This is a genomic window from Candidatus Eremiobacterota bacterium (assembly GCA_031082125.1).
Classification (GTDB): domain Bacteria; phylum Vulcanimicrobiota; class CADAWZ01; order CADAWZ01; family Ess09-12; genus Ess09-12.
Genome location: JAVHLM010000020.1, coordinates 81,508 through 100,165 on the forward strand (window position 1 = coordinate 81,508; position 18,658 = coordinate 100,165).

Annotated in this window: 12 protein-coding genes and 1 tRNA gene; 7 read left to right on the top strand and 6 right to left on the bottom strand. The window is 55.9% G+C overall.

The features are described 5' to 3' along the window. Positions 1-415 precede the first annotated feature (415 nt). Positions 416-1,564, top strand: a complete 1,149-nt coding sequence (locus tag RDV48_20375) for a C2 family cysteine protease (protein MDQ7825170.1) — start codon at positions 416-418, stop codon at positions 1,562-1,564. A gap of 478 nt (positions 1,565-2,042) precedes the next feature. On the opposite strand, the gene RDV48_20380 is transcribed toward RDV48_20375, so the two are convergent. Beyond that, positions 2,043-3,206: a hypothetical protein gene (locus tag RDV48_20380; protein ID MDQ7825171.1), complete on the bottom strand. Its 1,164-nt coding sequence runs from the start codon at positions 3,204-3,206 to the stop codon at positions 2,043-2,045. Between the two features lie 146 nt (positions 3,207-3,352). Between RDV48_20380 and RDV48_20385 the strand changes: the two genes are divergently transcribed. Beyond that, positions 3,353-3,790, top strand: a complete 438-nt coding sequence (locus tag RDV48_20385) for an ankyrin repeat domain-containing protein (GenBank protein MDQ7825172.1) — start codon at positions 3,353-3,355, stop codon at positions 3,788-3,790. Then, positions 3,787-4,227 carry a hypothetical protein gene (locus RDV48_20390; GenBank protein MDQ7825173.1) on the top strand — a complete coding sequence of 147 codons (441 nt, stop codon included), beginning with the start codon at positions 3,787-3,789 and terminating at the stop codon, positions 4,225-4,227. Before RDV48_20385 ends, RDV48_20390 begins: the two co-directional genes overlap by 4 nt. Positions 4,228-4,493: 266 nt before the next feature. Here RDV48_20390 and RDV48_20395 read toward each other — a convergent pair. After that, a tRNA-OTHER gene (locus tag RDV48_20395) sits at positions 4,494-4,569 on the bottom strand. A gap of 105 nt (positions 4,570-4,674) precedes the next feature. Further along, the gene (locus RDV48_20400) at positions 4,675-6,810 is read right to left on the bottom strand and encodes a M14 family zinc carboxypeptidase (GenBank protein MDQ7825174.1); all 2,136 of its coding nucleotides are present in this window, start codon (positions 6,808-6,810) and stop codon (positions 4,675-4,677) included. Between the two features lie 181 nt (positions 6,811-6,991). Between RDV48_20400 and RDV48_20405 the strand changes: the two genes are divergently transcribed. The 4 genes from RDV48_20405 (at position 6,992) to RDV48_20420 (ending at position 10,340) form a co-directional block, all read left to right on the top strand. Further along, the gene (locus RDV48_20405; protein ID MDQ7825175.1) at positions 6,992-7,957 is read left to right on the top strand and encodes a formylglycine-generating enzyme family protein; all 966 of its coding nucleotides are present in this window, start codon (positions 6,992-6,994) and stop codon (positions 7,955-7,957) included. A gap of 70 nt (positions 7,958-8,027) precedes the next feature. Beyond that, positions 8,028-8,282, top strand: a complete 255-nt coding sequence (locus RDV48_20410; protein ID MDQ7825176.1) for a ribbon-helix-helix protein, CopG family — start codon at positions 8,028-8,030, stop codon at positions 8,280-8,282. Continuing rightward, positions 8,276-8,632: a type II toxin-antitoxin system PemK/MazF family toxin gene (locus RDV48_20415; protein MDQ7825177.1), complete on the top strand. Its 357-nt coding sequence runs from the start codon at positions 8,276-8,278 to the stop codon at positions 8,630-8,632. The genes RDV48_20410 and RDV48_20415 overlap by 7 nt, the downstream gene beginning before the upstream one ends. A 13-nt stretch (positions 8,633-8,645) precedes the next feature. Next, positions 8,646-10,340: a serine/threonine-protein kinase gene (locus RDV48_20420; GenBank protein MDQ7825178.1), complete on the top strand. Its 1,695-nt coding sequence runs from the start codon at positions 8,646-8,648 to the stop codon at positions 10,338-10,340. A gap of 178 nt (positions 10,341-10,518) precedes the next feature. Here the strand turns inward: RDV48_20420 and RDV48_20425 are convergent, their stop codons facing one another. From RDV48_20425 to RDV48_20435, 3 genes are read right to left on the bottom strand one after another with little or no spacing between them, the layout of a single operon-like run. After that, positions 10,519-13,860, bottom strand: a complete 3,342-nt coding sequence (locus RDV48_20425; protein ID MDQ7825179.1) for a hypothetical protein — start codon at positions 13,858-13,860, stop codon at positions 10,519-10,521. Continuing rightward, positions 13,861-16,293 (bottom strand): beta-galactosidase, encoded by a 2,433-nt coding sequence (locus RDV48_20430; GenBank protein MDQ7825180.1) that lies wholly within the window; start codon positions 16,291-16,293, stop codon positions 13,861-13,863. It lies immediately after the preceding gene. A 35-nt stretch (positions 16,294-16,328) separates the two neighbouring features. Then, positions 16,329-18,413: an MFS transporter gene (locus RDV48_20435; GenBank protein MDQ7825181.1), complete on the bottom strand. Its 2,085-nt coding sequence runs from the start codon at positions 18,411-18,413 to the stop codon at positions 16,329-16,331. Positions 18,414-18,658: the final 245 nt, after the last annotated feature.

The following is an 18,658-nucleotide window of genomic DNA, read 5'->3' on the forward strand; positions in this document are numbered from 1 at the left end:
CCTCAGTCATGCTCATCACGTCCAGGTCGGATTCATCGGCCGCAGAAAAGGGGACAGTTGAGCATTATTTCTTGTTTCCCATGTAGGTCCTCCGGGTGGGGGCAACGCGCGTGCGTGCAGGTTCGGAGGACCATATCGTGACTTTTTTCTTTTCCCTTTCAATCTGCCTTCTCTGATATCATTATAACGCTTTCCCTTCATGCGCTCTGTACTGCGTGGCACAGAGAGAAAAAGAACGCTTTATCTCCATAGATGGTATCTGAATCTCTGACATGGGCTTTACTGCGAGTAATGCAGGGATTTCCGGAAATATTCTTGACAAAAGGACAATCCAGAAAATATAATGATATTGCAGGGAATGACAGATGGTCACCAGTTGCCGGGATAGAGACCTGGCAACAACAGGAGAAATGGAATGGATCTTTTCTCTCCTTTGTCATGTTCGGGCGCTCAACTCCTTCGCGATTTCCATGGCGAGATGCAGAACCAGCAGGGGGCGCCGGAATTGCCACGTGCTTCAACGGACTCAGCGCCTGCCGGGCAGCTCCCAAACTGCGGGTCGTCATTTCTTCATTCTTTTTACCTTACCACGCTGGCAGCCATCGACCGTATCCGTTTTCCGGGAGTTTTTCCCGATCTCACGCAACTTGCCCGGGAACAAAAGCCCCCTGAGCCACCGCTTGAAAAATCCCATGATTCTGACGATATGGAAAAGAGTTTCCAGGAACTCTACAGGCGCGATCAGGAGGAGTTCAAGAGAAAAATCGCCACACCCGGTGAACAACCTGAACTGGCCCGGGACGACAACGATCAGCCTCATCAGGCCAGATACCGAAGAATCAGGAATGCGACACCTTTTGTGCAAGGCACCTCCGACACCGGGGCTATCGCACCTGATGATGTGAAACAGGGAAAACTAGGTGACTGCTGGCTCCTTGCCTCCCTTGCCGCACTGGCCAGTGCAAGGCCTGATATCGTTGAGAAGGCGATTATCGACCACGGAGATGGTTCATATACGGTCTCCCTGCCTGGCCTGGAGCATGATATGGGGAAGGGACTGGAAGTGAAAGTCGATTCCCTCTTCCCCGGAGGGGAGGGCCCTGAAGGACGGCCGCTCTACGCCGGTGCCGGCGACAGTGAAGGTGGCAAAAACGAAATCTGGCCCATGCTCATAGAAAAAGCCTTCGCAAAAGCAAAAATCATGAATTACCAGTATATTGACGGAGATAACCCTGCCATCGCACTGACTTCCCTCACCGGCAAGGAGACCAGGACCATTAAAGTGAATGACGAAGGCGTCGATGCTTTTGAAGAGATGAAAAGAGGCATTGAAAACAGGTCCCCCATGGTTCTGGGAACGAGAAGATCGACAGGGGAACCGGAAGACGGCAGGCTCTTTCTGAATGCCGGCCTTAATGACTGCCACGCCCATGCGGTCATTGGCACCTCCATGGAGGATGGTAAAAAGATGGTTCACCTTTACGATCCCCATGGGAGGGAAATAAAAGTTGAATGGGACAGCGTAAAAAACCTGTTCCAATCCCTCGTCATCCTTTCTGAGTGATGCCTGCCGCCTGTCTCCACTCCCGCATACATTGTCGCAGCCTCCCTGTCTCTATGATGTCATACGGTATGCTCCGGATTATAGCTCACTAATGTAACCATATGGTGATCTCTTTATCAGGGCTATTTATGGATAGAATGCACACCTGCCTTACCTTCAGAAAATCATTGAAAGCGTGACGAGTATTTTATCGATGTGGTTCTCGGGCTCAGGCGCTCATTTTGAGACAATTCCCAAAGGCCCAGATGTTCAGGATTCTCTTTATTATACTCACAGAGCATTACTGACGGCATTCAGGGGGATCCGCTTCCCATACTTTTCTGATGAGCGCAGCCCAGCTCCTGCGACAGGCTCTTGAGGAAAGCAGAGGCTGCAGTGTATTTTACTCTTGGCCAGATAGCTCTGCCTCCATTAAAAACCGAAGCCCCCGGTCCCCGGGGGCCTGTTCCGTCAAAGAGCCTCGTCAAGAGGAAGCCCTCTAAAACTTCACGCCCAGTTTCACGACGGGCTTGAACTTGAAGGCCTCGTCCTGGTCGCCCTCTATCTGGGGGCCCGCCTTGAGCGACGCATTGACGGTATGACCGAACATCCTGATGGGGAACTTCTTGGAGACTCCCGCATACACCTCGTAAGAGGCGCCGAACTCTCCCGAGGCCGTCGCGTAGCCCACCTGCTCCTTGGCCTCGACTGACCAGTCATAGCTCATTCCCCAGGCCTTCGCATCCTTTCCCGAGAGTTCCTGGCGGAACGTGGCCGTGAGGGCCGTGTTGTTCTCGGCGAAATCATGAGTTGCCCCGGCTGCGGCGTCAAGGCGCAGGTGCCTTCCGCTGCCGAGATCCTTGTCCCAGCGGCGGAAGGCGAGCACATCGGCCGAGAGTGTCCTCTCTCTCTCGGTAGTCCATGAAGTCTCGCCATCCTTCGCCTGACGCTCCCCTGAAAGGGTATCCACCTCGTGAGCCCGGAAGCCCCCGCGCACTCCCTGGCTTACCGTCCAATCGCCCCTCTGCTCTGTTCTGGAGAGCTCTGTCCTGAGCAGATCGACTTTTGTCTCGAGGCCGAGGGACGCCTTTCCACCGAGCTTTCCATCTTCGAACTCGGGTTTCACCTTCGGCTTCACGCGGACCCGGTAATCCATATAGTCAACCTTGAGCTTGTACGATCCAACTTCTCTTTCATAGTTGGCGCTTTTCACCCTTCTGAGCGAATCGTCGGCGCTCTCGAAGACTCTTTTCAGCATTCCCGGCCTGGCTTCTTTCTTCCCGCTGAGGAGGGCGCTGGCATCAATTCCTATGCGGCCTTCCTCGGAAGGGGCATCACCTGCTTCCAGGGCTTTCTCATCGGCCCCGGCTGCCGGTGTGGCGGCCTTTTCTTCGGGGGCCACCCTGGGCATTATGTCCCTCTCGAGGAGGGGGAGGCCGCCGGGATTCCTGAGGGAATCGATGTGCTGAAGGGTCCTGTTGTAGAAGGAAGCAAGGTCCCTTACGCCGTTGCCTGTGATTTCGCCTTTCTGCACCGAGGGGGTTTCATTTCCCGGGAAGGCGCAGCTCTCTTTGCTGTCTGCGGTCTGGCGCCCGGCGGTATCTACGGCAACCGGCACCTGTTGAGTGACATACGCTTCGTTGCTGCTCAGTGCACTTATCATCGGGCTCTCCCCCTTAGCATATGTTATCACTATAAAATGATAACATATTTTTGTGTTGATTATAATATACCAGATTGTGACAGTAATGTCAAGACTTCAATGCAAGGTCATACTCATCAAGGTCCCGGGGACGGAAATCCAGGGGAATCACCCTTCCTGTCCATCGAAGAGACTTCAAAAACAATGAGGTATCTGTAAAAAATAGAACTTTTCAAGAGGAGAGAGGAGCCGACGCCGACATCGCTGACAGTGAAGGGAGGACCGCCCTGCTTCATGCGGTAAAGCTCCATGATATGAAGCTTGTTGAGCTTCTCCTGGAATACCGCGCCGATCCCAATATCTGCTCATCTGAAAAGGAAACGCCTCTCATCGAGGCGGTTGAAGCCGGGAATGCCGTCATGATTCTCGCGCTCCTCTCCGGAGGGGCCGAGGTGAATGGCAAGGGCCTTAATCAGTGGACGCCCCTTTTCAAGGCCGTGATGAATCACAATATGGAACTCGTGGAGCTTCTCATCTCCAGGGGAGCCTTGGTGAATGCCCGTTCCATTGAAGAGACAGCCCGCTCCATAAGGCGGCCAGGTTGAACAGCCGCCCTCTTCTTCAGTTGCTTCTGCGAAACGGTGCTGAGCGGGATGCCAAGAACCTGAAGGGTGAGACTCCCCTTGACATGGCCCGGGAGTTCAGGGCGCTCGGCACAATAGAGCTGCTTGGGGGGAGCGCCGCGGTGAAGGAAGTAAAAGGCGCTCAGTTCAAGGAAAAGATGGATGATTTTCTGTGGTGGCTCCGTATTCCCTCAGAGTTGTTCAAGACGATGGCCCGGCCCCCCTCTGATGAGCCCTGGGAAGCTTCGAGCGAGGGGAGGGTACCCCTCACCCTTGGAGAAAGGGCACAGAGACTCGATGAGGCCATTCAGTCTGAGGTGGACTGCCTCGCCCGCTATGTTGACATGGGAGCCATCAACTCCCGCGATGCCGAGATTGACGGCGGCAGGTGGCGCGATCTCTACGAAGGGTGGCGGTGATGCGAACTCTCATCTTCATCGCATCTTCACATCGAATTCACGGTTTTTTCAAATTTGTTCTGTATAATATGGTTATGACACGACAGAAAAGAAAAGAGGCGATAACAGTGATACAGAGAGTATTCAGGGGTGGAACAGCCAGAATAAGCGTCTGCTTCCGGTGTATTTCGGGCCAGGTGGCTTTTATAGTGAACATGCCTCTCTGAAGATGCTTTTCCCCCCCATCCGTGCGGGCAAGGAAAGGGAGGTTCCGGTACATGAAAAATGGGAAGGAGCGGGTTCGAACCACCATGGAGCATAGCTCGCTGGATTTACAGTCCAGTGCGATTAACCACTTCTTCCTGCCGCACTTTTTAACGAGCCTCGCCAGAAAAGCAGGATCGATCCTGAACCCGAGGCTCTCAGCTTTGCGGACATCACGCAAGGCTCTGTGGTGAGCCTGTCAGCCTATCGCCGGGGCCTTGCGTAGACCCTCACAGGATTGCCGTAAAGCCCTCCTCCCAGGTCCCCGGGGTCCGCAATTCTGATTCTCTCATGGATTCCCATTTTGCTTGAGAACAGGCCGTCTTCATCCTGAATGACCGCATGATAGCACAGGGGACCCTGGTAATTCGCATAATCGGGCCCCCAGGCTCCCCTCCTTATCTCGTAGTCTTTGCCGTCTGAGGGGGTAAACCCGTATAAAACGACCTTCTCAATCCCTTCCCGGAGGGAATAGTCCAGGGTGTCAAGGGGCTTGAACCCATGCGCTCCATAAAACTCGTCAAATCTTTCCACGAACACCTTGGGCTCGATAATCTCTTTCTCGTTTCGGACACTGTTTGCGATGCAGTTGAAGCGGGGCTTCCCATCCTTGCCGTCGGTGGCCCCCGAGAGAGCCTCGTACTTTTCCGGCGTGAGCCTGGGGAGGTCCTGCTGGTGCTCCCGGAGATACCGGTCGAATGTTTCTCTCACCTCGGGGTGTGCCCTGGTATCCAGCTTTTTTCCTGCTTCCTCGGGAGCGCCTTTATGGTCAGCAGCAGCATCGCCGGCAGGGCAGGGCCGGCTTTCATCATATCCATGTGCCTTTGGCGGGAGCATGATGTCAGGCTTTTTCCCAAGCTCTTTTGCCGCCCTCAGAAGCTCAATTGCCCCGGAGGCCATGCTGTCAGCCACTTTGAGGGCCTCGGGAACGGGGGGATTGAACTCCTTGCCGTCCTCCATGGTAAGCGCATAGATTCCCTTGCGGCGATAAAGGTAATCGTCAGTCTGGCCGTTGACGTTATACGACAGCTCCGGCCTGTAGCTTTCTCCCTGCGGCTTCCCCACGGCGCCTATCATGCGCTTCTGAAGATTCTCAAAGATTTCGCGGTCGTGAGCATCAGTGACGCTGTCGGGAATCATGACCTTCTCGCCATGGGAGTGGAAATCACAGGCGACCCTTATCTCGGGATGCTCATCGACAATGCCGGCGATATGCCTTGTCTCGGGCTCTGAAAAGGGGGCCGGCCCCGGATAGCCATCGTGCTGTGTCCATCTTCCCAGAAGCTTGTTATTGTCTGTGGGATGGGGCAGCATCCCCTTCTCCCTGATTATCTTCTGCTGCTCCGGCGAGGCGCCCTGTGGGTATGGCGTCCACTCGATATCAAAATTCCTGTTGATGTCAACGCCCTTGTCGCCGCTTCCGCTCCCGGCGAGGGGAGCCCTTGTCCTTCTCCATTCAGGATCGTCATGGATGGCGTAATTGAGGCCGTCGGGGTTTGTGACAGGGACCACATAGATATTCAATGAATCAACAAGGTCCGTCAGCTCCCTGACCTTGGGATCATCGCTCCCGGGCCTGTAGTTTGCGCAGAGCTGCTCCAAGAGCTCGACCATCGCAAGAGGATTCATCTTCTCCCTTCCATGGGGAGATGCCATGAAAAGCGCGCCGGGCTTTGAGGCTTTGTCACCTTTCCCGCTCGATATTGTGACATAGCGGAGCGGCGCGGGCCCCCGGAGCGAGGCGTTCTTCCCGTCATAGCCGGCAGTGCCGTACTCCCGCGTGGTTACCTTGACAAGGTCAGGATATTTTTCTGCAAGCTTCAACACCCTGTCGTCTATCTGCCGCGCATCCATGTAGTCATTGACAAAACCCCTGGCGAAAGCGGTCCTGGAAGATCCGGGGGCGGTGGACGTCACCCCGTAGCGCGCCGCAAAATTAATGCCCTTCTCTTCTCCCTGAGGCGCAGAGGGTGCTCTTTCCTGTAAAAGGCTCAATGTGCCATTTTTATTGGCCACCAGGCTGCTGTCCCGATGCTGATCACTCGAAGGCGCCGCCTGTGGCTCTGCCTGGAGAGAAGCCTGAGGGGGAGCTGCTTCCGCCTGGGGCCCGGGGGCCCGGGGGATCCTGAAATTATCCCTCAGTGCATCAATGTGGGCTTCTGCCAGATCAGCAGGTGCCCTGCCTTGCCCGCGCACTATATCGCCGGAGCTTTCCATGGTGTCCTGCGGTTCGGCTGAAGGGCTCTGTTCTCTTTCAGAGCTCTTTTCACCATGGGGCGCCCTTATGTTGTTCAATTCCCTGCCATAGCCGATCTGTGCACGCATGTTCATGATAAGCATGGTGGATCCCCCTCTTCAGCTATTCATATGCCACTGTTCCATACTACTATAAACCGCTCAAGGAGCACTCAAGGAATACTCAAATCCGGAGGAAGAAGGGCTCTTTGGGAAGAAGAAGCAAGGAGGATTTCCGGCAGGCCTCCTGCAGCCACAGAACCTTACAAGACCTTGGGAGCGTGTTATGGCTCAATACTGCAATGGGTACGGCAAGGAAAACAATGAAAAGTGGAAGCGCGCCGTTGTGTTTATGGCGCTTCTCCTTACCGGGCTCCTGCCTGGCTGCGCGATGCGGAAGGATTCCGCCTCCCGGCCTCAAGCGACACCTTCACCGCCGGCGATCCAGGCCGCCGTACCCACGCCTGCGGCGACTGCCTCGAAAGCGCCTGCCCCACAGGCCCTGCCGCCGCAGAAGAATAACCCGAAGGACGGCGCCGCCATGATCCTCATCGCCGCCGGCGACTTTCTGATGGGCTCCCCCGAGCACAAGGGCGATAGTATCGAGAAGCCTCAGCACAGGGTGTATCTTGACGCCTATTATATCTCCAAATACGAGGTGACCAACGGGCAGTTCAGGAGATTTATCAGCGAATCGGGCTATGACGCCGAGGGGAGCTGGAAGGACTATGCCCTCGAGGGAAGGGACACTCACCCCGTGGTGTGCGTCACCTGGAACGACGCGAAGGCTTATTGCGAATGGGCGGGAGGGTCTCTCCCGACTGAGGCGCAGTGGGAGAAGGCCGCCCGGGGTGTTGACGGGAGAGTCTGGCCGTGGGGAAACAAGTGGGACGGCACGGAATGCAACTGGGGCAAGGGGCCGAAGGTGGCAGGGAAGGCTGATATATGGAAAGGGAGGGGCACGGCGCCTGTAGGCTCATTCCCTGCCGGTGTGAGCCCCTGCGGCGTCCATGACATGGCGGGGAATGTGGCGGAGTGGTGCGGTGACTGGTTCAGCGAGAGATATTACCTTGAGAGCCCTTCAGATAACCCCGGGGGGCCGGCGAGCGGGCAGACACGCGTGATACGCTTCGGCAACTGGTTCTCCGGCTCACCCGAAGTCAACCGGTGCGCCTCCCGTGAAGGGTATCTTGCTGACCGCTGGCTCAACTTCCTCGGATTCCGCGTAGTTCTTGCCGCCACTCTGCCCTGAAGGTGCCACCTGAGGAGAGGTATTGATTTTTGTTGTACCTTGGGTTATACTATTGGTAGGAGTGATGCCCATGGCTACCATAAAAACCGCCATATCCATTGAAAAAGACCTCTTTACCCGGGTTGAAGAGCTTGCCCAGGTCATGCATGTTTCCCGAAGCAAGGTGTTCCAGGAAGCCTTGCTCGCTTATCTGGAAAAGTATGAAAACCAGCAGCTGCTCGCCGAGCTTAATCGTGCCTACGCAGACAGCACCACAACTGCAGAACAGGATTGGCTTCACAACACAAGCATACACCATACAAAAATAGTTAAAGACCAATGGTAATTGAACAAGGCGATATATACTGGATTGAGCTCCACGCCCCGACAGGCTCTGAACCGGGGTACCGCCATCCCCATGTGGTTGTTCAGAATAATCTTTTCAACCGGAGTAAGCTCAATACAGTAGTAGTCTGCGCCCTGACCTCAAATCTGCAGAGAAGGACCGCCCCGGGGAATGTTATACTCGCCAGAGGAGAGGCAAACCTTCCCAAGCACAGCGTCGTTAACATAACCCAGCTTGTTACGGTAGATAAATCGGCCTTTCGAGAAAAGATCGGAAAGCTTTCCCGGGAGAAAGTGGCGGAAATACTCAATGGAATACGCCTGCTCACCGAACCGCGGGAAGTTGACTAACCAAGGGAGAGGTATGACCATTCAAGGAAGAATACAGAATAAGAGCCTCTTTTTATCTCTTGCCGCGGCTCTCCTGTCACTTGCCCTTTTCTCCTTGTCTTCCGCCCTGGCGGCGGGAGACAAGGAAGGCCTCCAGGTGAAATCCTTCCTCTTCAGGACCGATCCTCCCGGCGCCCGTGTATACCTGGTCGGCGACGACGGCATGGAAAGGGAGATCGGTGTGAGCGGGAAGCCTTTGCCTGTCACTGCCGGAGACGAAATCTACGTCTTTGTCCTTAAGCTCCAGGGCTTCCTGGAAGAAAGGCTGGTCCTCACCAAGGGCGATATAGAGTTTCATCAGTCATATCCTCCCGAGCACAGGCCCCCTTTAAGGCTCCCTTCACCCCTGCGCAGGGTGGTGTTCCGCACCTTACCGGAAAAAAGCGAGGTCAGGCTTCTTGGGACAGCGGCTCAAGGCGACGGGGAACTCCTGGGCCTCTCGGGGATCCCTCTTGAGCTCAACCTGGCGGAATTTGCCGCCGGCAGCGAGGCCTTCTTCGCCATAAGGCGGAAAGGCTACAGGGACCTCCGGTTTTCCCTGAAGCCCCATGACTTCAAGCCTTATTCTCCGCAGGCCCTGATCTCCCATCCCCCCGAAGGGAAAGAGCCTCTCGCCCTCGAGCCCGCAACTGTCTGCGTGAAGATGGCCTTGTGGCTTTCACGCTACAGGCTGACCATAGCAGTAATTGCTCTCATCATGGTGCCTTCGGCACTCCTCATGGCGCTCAAGATCTCAAGGATGAACGCCGAAAAGCGCAAGTGGAGCGCCTGGGAGGCCCTCACGGCCGGCGTGAACAGGGAGGACCCCATGTTCAACAAGGCCCTGGGAGGCTACGTGCTTGTAGAGAAGATCGGCCAGGGAGGGATGGCGGCAGTGTACAGGGCGGTCCCTGAGGAGACGCGCTCGGAAAAGGAGGAAGTGGCTATAAAGGTGATGGAGCTCGACGAGGAGAGCGAAAAGAATTACCTCAGGAGGTACAGGCGCGAGGTGAAGATACTGAGCGAACTCAGCCATCCCAATATTCTCCGCATCCTCAATTATGGAACCCAGGGTAATCTCTTTTATCTCATTACCGAGCTCATAAGGGGAAGAACGCTGGAATCGGAAATCAAGGAGGGCGGCATTGAGCTTGAAGCCTTCAGCACTATCATCAGGCAGGTCCTTGACGCCCTGATTCATGCGCACAGAAAGGAGATACTGCACCGGGACATCAAGCCGGGGAATATCATGATTGACGGGCAGAGCCACGTGACGGTGATGGACTTCGGCCTTGCCAAGGGCCGCCACTACTCGGCGATCACCGACACGGGGCTTACCCTGGGAACGCCTGACTACATGGCTCCCGAGCAGGTGACGACAAAAATCGTGGACTCCCGCACCGATGAGTACTCCCTCGGCGTCCTTGCCTATGTCCTTCTCACGGGGGCCCTTCCCTTCTACGATGAATCGCCCTTCAAAATCATGTACCGCCACGTGACGGAGCAGCCGCCTCCGCTTCGGGCCGTCAGGCCCTCTCTCCCCGGAGCGCTTGAAGCGGTGGTGCTCAGGATGATGGAAAAGGAGCCTGACAAGCGTTACCAGGCTCTCGAAGAGGTGAAGGCAGCTTTGGAAGAGGCCCTGGCGCGCACGGCAGGAAGCCCGCCGCCGGCGGAGGGCGAAGAAAGATGACACGGGGTCTTCCCATATCATTCTCAGGCTCGGTATGCCCCCAGTTGTTTCTCATCTCAATCATGTCGCTTGCGCGCTCATATCCCAGGAATGGAGTCTGTCCCCAATAACTCCATCTGTTACAATGAGGAGCCATCCGGAAGAGCCTGGGGAGATGTGCAGACAGAAGATGGCTCCATCAGAGACTTACTTTGATCGTATTGTCCTTGTCTGTCAAAAGGCTCAGAAAGTCTTCAACCGGCAGTACCGCGCCTCCGCTGCGGTACTTGCCCGGTTCGGTGGAAAACTGCACCTGCCTGTCGTTGATAACAAGCTCTTTAGGCGTATAGCAGCCTTTCCTGACTGAGTATTCCAGTCTCACTCTCCTGCCCATGAAGCTGATTTCTGCCTTCACGCCATCGAAAGCACGGGGCATTACAGGGTCGATGATTACCTTGCCGGCCTCATGGCGTAATCCCAGCAGGCGCGATATGATCAGGGTGATGTAGATTCCCGGGCCGCTGGAGTACACACGCCATCCTCCACGCACGGAAAAGCTGCCTTTCAGCACTTCACCGTAGCGCTCATCGGCCTCGTAGCGGTTCCTGAAAGCGACGTCGGAGCTGCTGTAGTAGCAATTGGCCTGGCGTATGTCGCCGCATGGCACCACGGTGCGATAACCGACCGGGTTTGCCTGTCGCAGGGCTTTCACGAATGCGTCGGCTCTCCCGGTTACCGCCTGCGATTCGGCATAGCGGATGTGTTCGTGTATATACATGAGCCCTATTTCCCGGCCGAAATGTGTGCTGCTCTCGGCACGCTGGAAAATCTCCTGTATGCCGCCCCGGTATTTCAGCGGGCGGTCCATCAGCCGCGCCCCGTCCGGGCCTTTGAGTTTACTTTCAATGAGTTCCTGGTGCATTTCAGCCTGTTCCCGCGTAAAAAGCTCACTGAGCACACCGCGATCCATGGGGAGCAGGCTGTAACTGATACGCGTGGTCCTGTCGGTCGGATGAAGCAGAACAGCGATACTGCCGTCGTCTTCCACCAGGCCGTAGCCGGCAACCACTCCATCCTTCACAAGGCAGCGGTTGAAATCTTCCTTGATTTTTTCGCAGATGGCCTTCAGCTCCGCTGCTTTCGCATGACTGCCTGCCCATTCATATACCATCCGGTACTGGTCAAAGGCCTGGTAGTTCATCTCCACCGTCCAGCTTGAAATCAGTCGCCTGGCGAACTCTTCGCTCACGGGCTGCAGCGAGTCGTTCCAGTCGCCTCCGCCGAAAGGAACAAGTGCCGTTCCGGGTATGAAGGAGCGGCGGATCATTGTGATCAGCCTCTCCATATGCTCGCTCAGAGAGGTCTTCTCGGCGAAATCAGGCCCTTTTTCGTGGTAATAAGGAAGCACCTCATCAAGGACCGGCAGGTCGCGTGTTACCCTGATGTAGCTTGACAGTGAGAGCATGCACCAGTACCAGACATCGCCGTGGCAGTCGCCCGCCCTGATGGTGAAGTAGCTGTCAAACATCCACCACTGCGGCCAGTCGCCCGCCGGGTTCTGGTTGGCAAAAATGGTGAGCAGCACCCTGCGGGCTTCGGCATATCTTCCTGTTCCAAGAAGCAAATCGAAAGGCCCCTGCGAAACGTCACGGGTGCCCCAGGCCGCCCCGCCAAACTGCTCGAGGCCGTGGGGGGTGAGATAATGGGTGAGCGCATTGAGCCCGAACCAGGGCAGTATTTCGCTGATGGCCTGCACATCAGCTCCTTCACCGGTCAATTCAAGATGCATCAGCAGGTCCTCGAGCTGTGCCTGGGCCTTTTCAAGATCAGCGGTGAACTGCTCTTCGGGATCCTCTACTCTTCCCTCGCGGCAATGCCGGCACACCTCGCCGATAATACTGAGACTCGCATAATCGGTATCATCAATGCTGAGTGCCAGCAGTCTGTCCCTGTAATCCGCGGTGTCCGGGAAACCTGAATCGGCCCCTTCTTTCAGATTCCCTGTATGGGTGTTCACCAGCAGGCGGAATCGCGCATGCGGGAATCTGCTGCGTATCATATCCGAAGCGCCGGGTCTTACGGTGTATTCACCCGGAGCGCTCGAAGGCTCAACGGTCCACGTATTCGTGCCGTCGAAATGATGGGTGACCGTAAGGTTTACAGGAGCGCCTGCAAGTACCCGGAAGCTGAGGTTGACGCGGGGGGCATCCTTGGAGGTCCATGTGCGGACTTCGAACATGCCGCCGCCGTGCTTATAAATCCATCGGCAGAAATTAACACCCATCTCGAAAGCTGAGGGGATACCCAGCAGGTACTTCTTCCCGCCGGCTTCCACGAAAATGCGCTGCCCCGCCTCCCGGACCTGGTTGAACTGCGTGGCGCAGATGGAGAGCAGCACATTGAAATTCGTATTGCCCTGGGTGACGTGCGAGTTGAAAACCCCGAACATGAAAGCGGTGGTTGACAGGATGTCCTCGTCGGCAGCAAGGCCTGCCCGTGCCTGCATGATATGGCCATGGGGACGATCCGTCAGCAGCTCCTTGGCCTTGAGCACCACATGAGCGTTTTTCGAATGGAAAAACGACAGCAGCTGCCCGTCCACGATTTCTTCATGCCTGCGCTCAGTTCCGAAAAAACGGCTGATTTCCTCACTGTCTAAATCGTCAACAGCGAGGAAAGGCGAGGTGTTGAAAAGGTTCCTGACAGGTTCGTCACATGCAGCCTGGTCAGGAGGCTCAGCCGCAGGTTCAAATTCCGCGAAAAGCGCCGGCAGCCGCTCAAGGTCGTCGGCGGATGTGGCTCGAGGATGATCGGGAAGGTAAGTGCCGGCAAAAACGCTTTGATGTTCTTCGCCCGGATTCAGGGTAAAGGGCTTTTCCTGCAGGGCCACCACTGATGACTCGCCGGCATATTCACCTGCAAGCTCGGGCATCAGCAGGCCTTCAGGAATGCCTGTCAGGCGGAAGCTTCTCCCGTAGAACTGCATTCCGTCAGTGCTTCCGGCAAGGGCGCCATTTGCACATCCAATTAAAAGCCAGGGATGGCCCGCAGCCTCCCTCATATTCTGCCGGCAGCAGACAACCGCACCGAACCTGGCATCAGTAAGGACCCGCCGTTCAATATACTGGCTAACATAATATTCATTCACCAGACTGTCGGTGCTCCCCTTGAGGCCGACATCCTGCTGGTACACGACGTCATATTCAGCAGCCACCGCTCCATTGTTTTTCAGATCGACCGTCCATCGCCAGCTGGGGCTGGCAGCTGAGAGCTGCAGGCTCACCGAGTATTCAAGTCCTTCCCAGCTGCCGGCAGCCGTATAGGCGGCGCCGTTCAAGGCAAACCGGCCTTTGCCTGCCGGGCCCGTAAGCGCCGTGTAGTCAATGCCATGTCCCCGCCTGCGCAGGTAAAGGTTTGCGCCTGAAGGCGAATAGGGTGAAGCGGACCGCAGGCTGATCCTGACAGGGCCGGCTTCGATACGGCGCACCGATCCGTTTCCGAGGAACTCGATGGAAAGTCCTTTGACGCTGCTGTTATTCATTCAGCTCAGCTCCAAGCTCAGAATCATTTCTTTCTTATGCAGGTGCGAATACCTGATGACAACCCTATGACCGGGAAACGACATTTCAGGCGGCCGGCCGTCGAGGGTTGCAGTCTTTACCCTGCCTGCCTGAGGGCCTTCCAGTACCAGTTCACCTTCCAGGTCGCGGTCGCCGAACAGGGTCATGACAATCTGGTTATCATCGGCATCTATGCTCAGCAAATCTGAAGTGCAGTGCAGCAGGCTGATTCCTTCGGCAAGGCTCAGGCACAGAGGCGAGAGCACCGCATACAGTGGCGGCCAGGGCATTTCCTTCTGTGAATAAGGAAGGCTTATGATTTCACCATTTCCGGGATGGGTATAGGTAACCTTGCCCGTGTGCTCCTCGTTGTAGTAGTTCGCGGCAAAAAGCAGGGCTGATTTATCAGGCGTGAAGCGCTCGCGGACAGTCACGTGGTAGGTGCTGGATGCTGCCTGTTGAAGCCTTGCCCCCGACTGCCCCAGGAGCTTCTCATAGACCGGCTTATGCCCTTCGGTATCGAAACCGAGCCACGTGCCGAGGTGGATAAAGCTCCCTTTCCCCAGATTTCCGGCCAGCCCGCACACTGAGCCATTCAGCGTCCTGGCAACGATCTCAGCTCCGTTCAAGGATTCACCGGAGTAGGTCAGTATAGGGCTGGCACATCTCACATCGAGGTGCTCGTACACATCAATCAGAGGGGAGTCCATCACTACAGCGCCGTCTGGATGAGCTCCGAAGGCTTCGCGGATCAGCGTGCAGGGCTTTTGCGACAGTTCCCGGTCGGGCAGGCAGGGAAATATCACCAGCTGCCCGCCTGCCGAGGTGTAGTCAAGCAGTTTCTGCTGCTCAGGCGCATTCATCTCGTCGGTACAGAACGCCCACACCTGCCTGTAACGGCTCATGGCGGCACCAGCAGCCTGGCCCAGGTCAAGCATGTCGTACTCAATGTTCAGCACCTGCAATATCCTGAGCAGCCCGTCAAAAAATGCCGGCCGCCTGATTGACCACGCATTGAACATCAGGCCGGAAGCAGCCGGAACCGGACGCCCAAGCTCCGAGGCATAATAGGGTGAATAGAAGAGCACGGCGATTTCAGCCTTGCGGCTGGCTTCAACGATGAGCGGCTCCAGAGTTTTTATCATGCGGTTCATGCGCCTGACCAGCGGGAAGGCGCTCGTTCGCCCGGCTTCAGGCGTCAGCGGGGTGAACCAGTAGAAAGTCCCGCCTGAGTGACCTTTGTGGCGCACGTTGCGTCCCTGCGAGAACATGTAGTAATTCCAGCCTTTGAGGCCGTTGGCAATGCTCGCTTTGTAAAAGAGCTCCATCTCGCGGGGACTGGTCTCCACATGGTGCTCGCGCGAGCCGCACTGGAACTCGGCCGCGAAAAGGGGCTTCCCGGCCTGCTTGGCAGAAACGATGTCGTTGATGATACGGTCGTCATGAAAGTTGCGATGGCTCTGGAATTCGGGAATATGGTCGATGCCGAAGAGTATTTCGCTCCCGGTGCTGAACAAATCGTCATACATCGTGATGTTCACCGGGAAATCATACCCGCTGCCGAAAATCCAGCCCGGCAGGTTGTGATACACAGGCACCGTTACCCCGCGCTCTCTGGCCATGGTGCAGAGGAGCCGGAGGTAATCGCCGTAACAGGTTCGCCAGAAACAATGCCACTCGTAGTCGCAGGCTTTTTCGCCCCGGGATTGATACGGTACCATGCCATCCTGCGGCAGCTCAACGGAGTCAAAATCAGCGAAAGCAGTCCCCCACAGCCCGTTCATCTCATTGACGGCACTGAACCTGCGCTTCAGGTAGGCAATAAAACGCTCCTGCACCGCATTGCCATAATCGGCCTGGTGGGCAAGCCATGAGAAAACACCAATCTCGTTGCAGACCTGCATCATGATGATGGGACCACCGGCAGAGTCCTGGCTGCGGCTTATGAGTGGCATGATGCGATCATACCAACGCCCGACTTTTTCCAGATATTCTTTGTTGAACAGGCTCACTCCATCGCCGGCAACGATGGTTCCACCGCGGGTGCGCATTTTTACCCGGGGACCGTAGCGGTCAAGAAACCAGTCGGGCAGGCCGGCGCCTCTGAACTCGGCAAGGATAAAGGGTCCGGGCTTTACGATGCAGGTGAGTCCATGTGCTTTGCAGCGCTCAATCCATCCAAGGAGGTCACGCTCGGGTGTGACGTCGCCGCTGAAATCGAAAACGCCTTCTTCCGGTTCGTGCCACGCCCAGGGTACATAGCTGCTTACGGTACGGAGGCCGGCATCCGCGGCAGCATCGAGATGCCGGTCCCACAGCTCGCGCCTGATCCTGAAATAATGGACTTCGCCCGAGAGCAGAAAGGTTCTGGTGCCGTCAAGATAAAAGCTTGAGTTGCGGACAGCAAATGACATCTCTCAGCGAATCAGCCTTTCAATAATTGATGAGGTCACGCCATGCCTCCCGCCTGCCCGGAATTCTGCTGCTTCAGAATATCCTTGATTTCGAGCGAACGCTTTTCAGTGAGCGTGTACCTCAGTATGAAGAAGATGGACAGCAGGCTCATGATGAACGGCAGGCCGATTTCCACCACGCGCATCATCAGCAGGGTGTAGGGAGTCTGTTTTTTGATCGGCATGATATCCCTGTCGAGCCTGTCGAGAGCCTGTTCAAGCGCCGAAAGCTCTGAAGAAGGTGACAGATGGCGGACCTGTTCCTGCACGCTCTTCATTCTCGCAAGTATGTCAACATAATGCTCCCTGTTCTCCCCGCTGTTTATCCAGCGTGGCTTCGCCGATTTGGATTCAAGGTGCGAGATCAGCTCAAAGGAGTTGAGCCCGGCTTTCTCGAGCTTGGTGCGGAAGGTTATCGCGGCGGTCTCGAGCGCCAGGCTTTTCAATAAAGGCTCCGGCGTCTGGCCTGTGACCGTGTTGAGCTCATCGCCTGCCTTCTTCAGGTCAATAATGGTTGCATTGGTCACTTCGAGTGCCCGTGCGAGAGCTTTCTTACGGTCTGCTTTGTAATCAGGCAGGCTCTCATTGCCCTCCGCTCCGGCCTTATCCAGTTCCTTTTTCAGGTAAGTGGCGTAAATCCTCGATTCGTCGAGCGCGTCGGCACACTGTTTTCTGGCCGTGGAAAGCAGGCCTGCCGATGTGCCGCCGAATCCCTTCTGGCCGCTCCAGGCCTGCACGCTGCTGCGCAGCTCCCTTATGGTGCCCTGCAGGCTGTCGACCTTGGTGACCTGGGCTTCGTCGAACATAATGAACACGATCAGCGCGCCGGCCACAAAACTTGCCAGGGCGGTTCCCATCTTGATAAACCACCAGAAAATGGCGTAATAGTTTCCTTCGGAGCGCTTGCCGGTGTTCAGCTCATCTTCGTCGCATATATCGCCGACCATCGACGAGCCCAGTGTGAAGAAGAACAGCATGCCGGCCGACAGCAGCATGGTGGGAATGACGATAAGGTAAGGATAATGAGGATTATAGCATACAATCTTTGACAATTGTGCAAGTGCCATGAGCGCCATTGAGATGATGAGCGTGTTGCGTTTGCCGAGTCTTGGGCTTATCCAGTTAAGGGGGAACACCGCCAGCACGCCTGTAATGGCCCATACCGTCCCGTTGATCCCCAGCAGGGTGGCCCCGGCCACTTTATCGCCTCCAAAGATATAAAATATGGGGATGTATGATCCCAGGAGCTGAACGAAATTGAAACCCATGGCCAGTGTAAACACAGTGAGGGTGAGCATTACGAAGTTGCGGTTTGACACCACCATCCCCATGTCCTTCCAGAAATGGGTCTTCTCCTGTTTCGATGCCTTCTGGAAGCCGGGCTCCCGCAGCGCATAGAACCACCAGAACGACAATGGTATGATGAGGCCGGCAATCATGAGGGAGACGTAACGCATGCCGTCGGCTTCGTTGCCTCCCGGTCCCTTGAAAATCTCCATGCTCGCGATGGCAAAGAGCCATGGGGTGCTCATGGCAAAAAGGTTGCCCACGAAACTCTTGGCGCTGAAAAGCCTTGTCCGCGCATGGTAGTCGGTAGTGAGCTCCATGCCCAGGGCGCCGTGCGGAATCTCGAAAATATTCACCGCGGTAAAGAACAGCAGCAGCGTGAAGAGGATGTATACGAGCTGGAAGGTATGGTAGCTCGATTCAGTCGGGAACCACGATTGCACCAGCTCTCCTTTTGGGATCCACCACATGATCACGAAGGTGACGGCTACCATAATGCCGCCGAACAGCAGGTAAGGCCTGCGCCTCCCGAGGCGGCTGCGGGTATTGTCGCTGAGGTGCCCGATTATCGGGTCTGAGACGGCATCCCACAGACGGGGAATGATGAGGATGAAGCCAAGCCAGAAGGCGCTGAGTCCCAGGCTGATGTTGCCCATGAGGCCGACAAGTATGCCGGCGATATTAAACAGGGCAATCGGAATAATCCCCCCGGCGCCATAGGCGGCAAGCTGTGAAAACGGTATGTATTCCCCGGTTTCCTGGGCCGCCTTATCAGTGTTTTTTTCGTCTTTCATCTTTTTTCTTTCACGTTCATTGCGGTCTGTTGATGTGGGCGTATCAACAGTAAATTCCTAATTTGGCCGGAATATCCTTCACCGCCCTCGTGACCTTCGAGATCACTCGCAATCACTTCCAAATAGATGGGAAGCCCAGGTTTCTTCTTTCTAATCCACCACTTTCACCTCAACCCATGGGTATGGACGACTCATAGAGACAGACTATGCCAGAGCGGCGCCATAGCCGTCACCACCTGCATCCG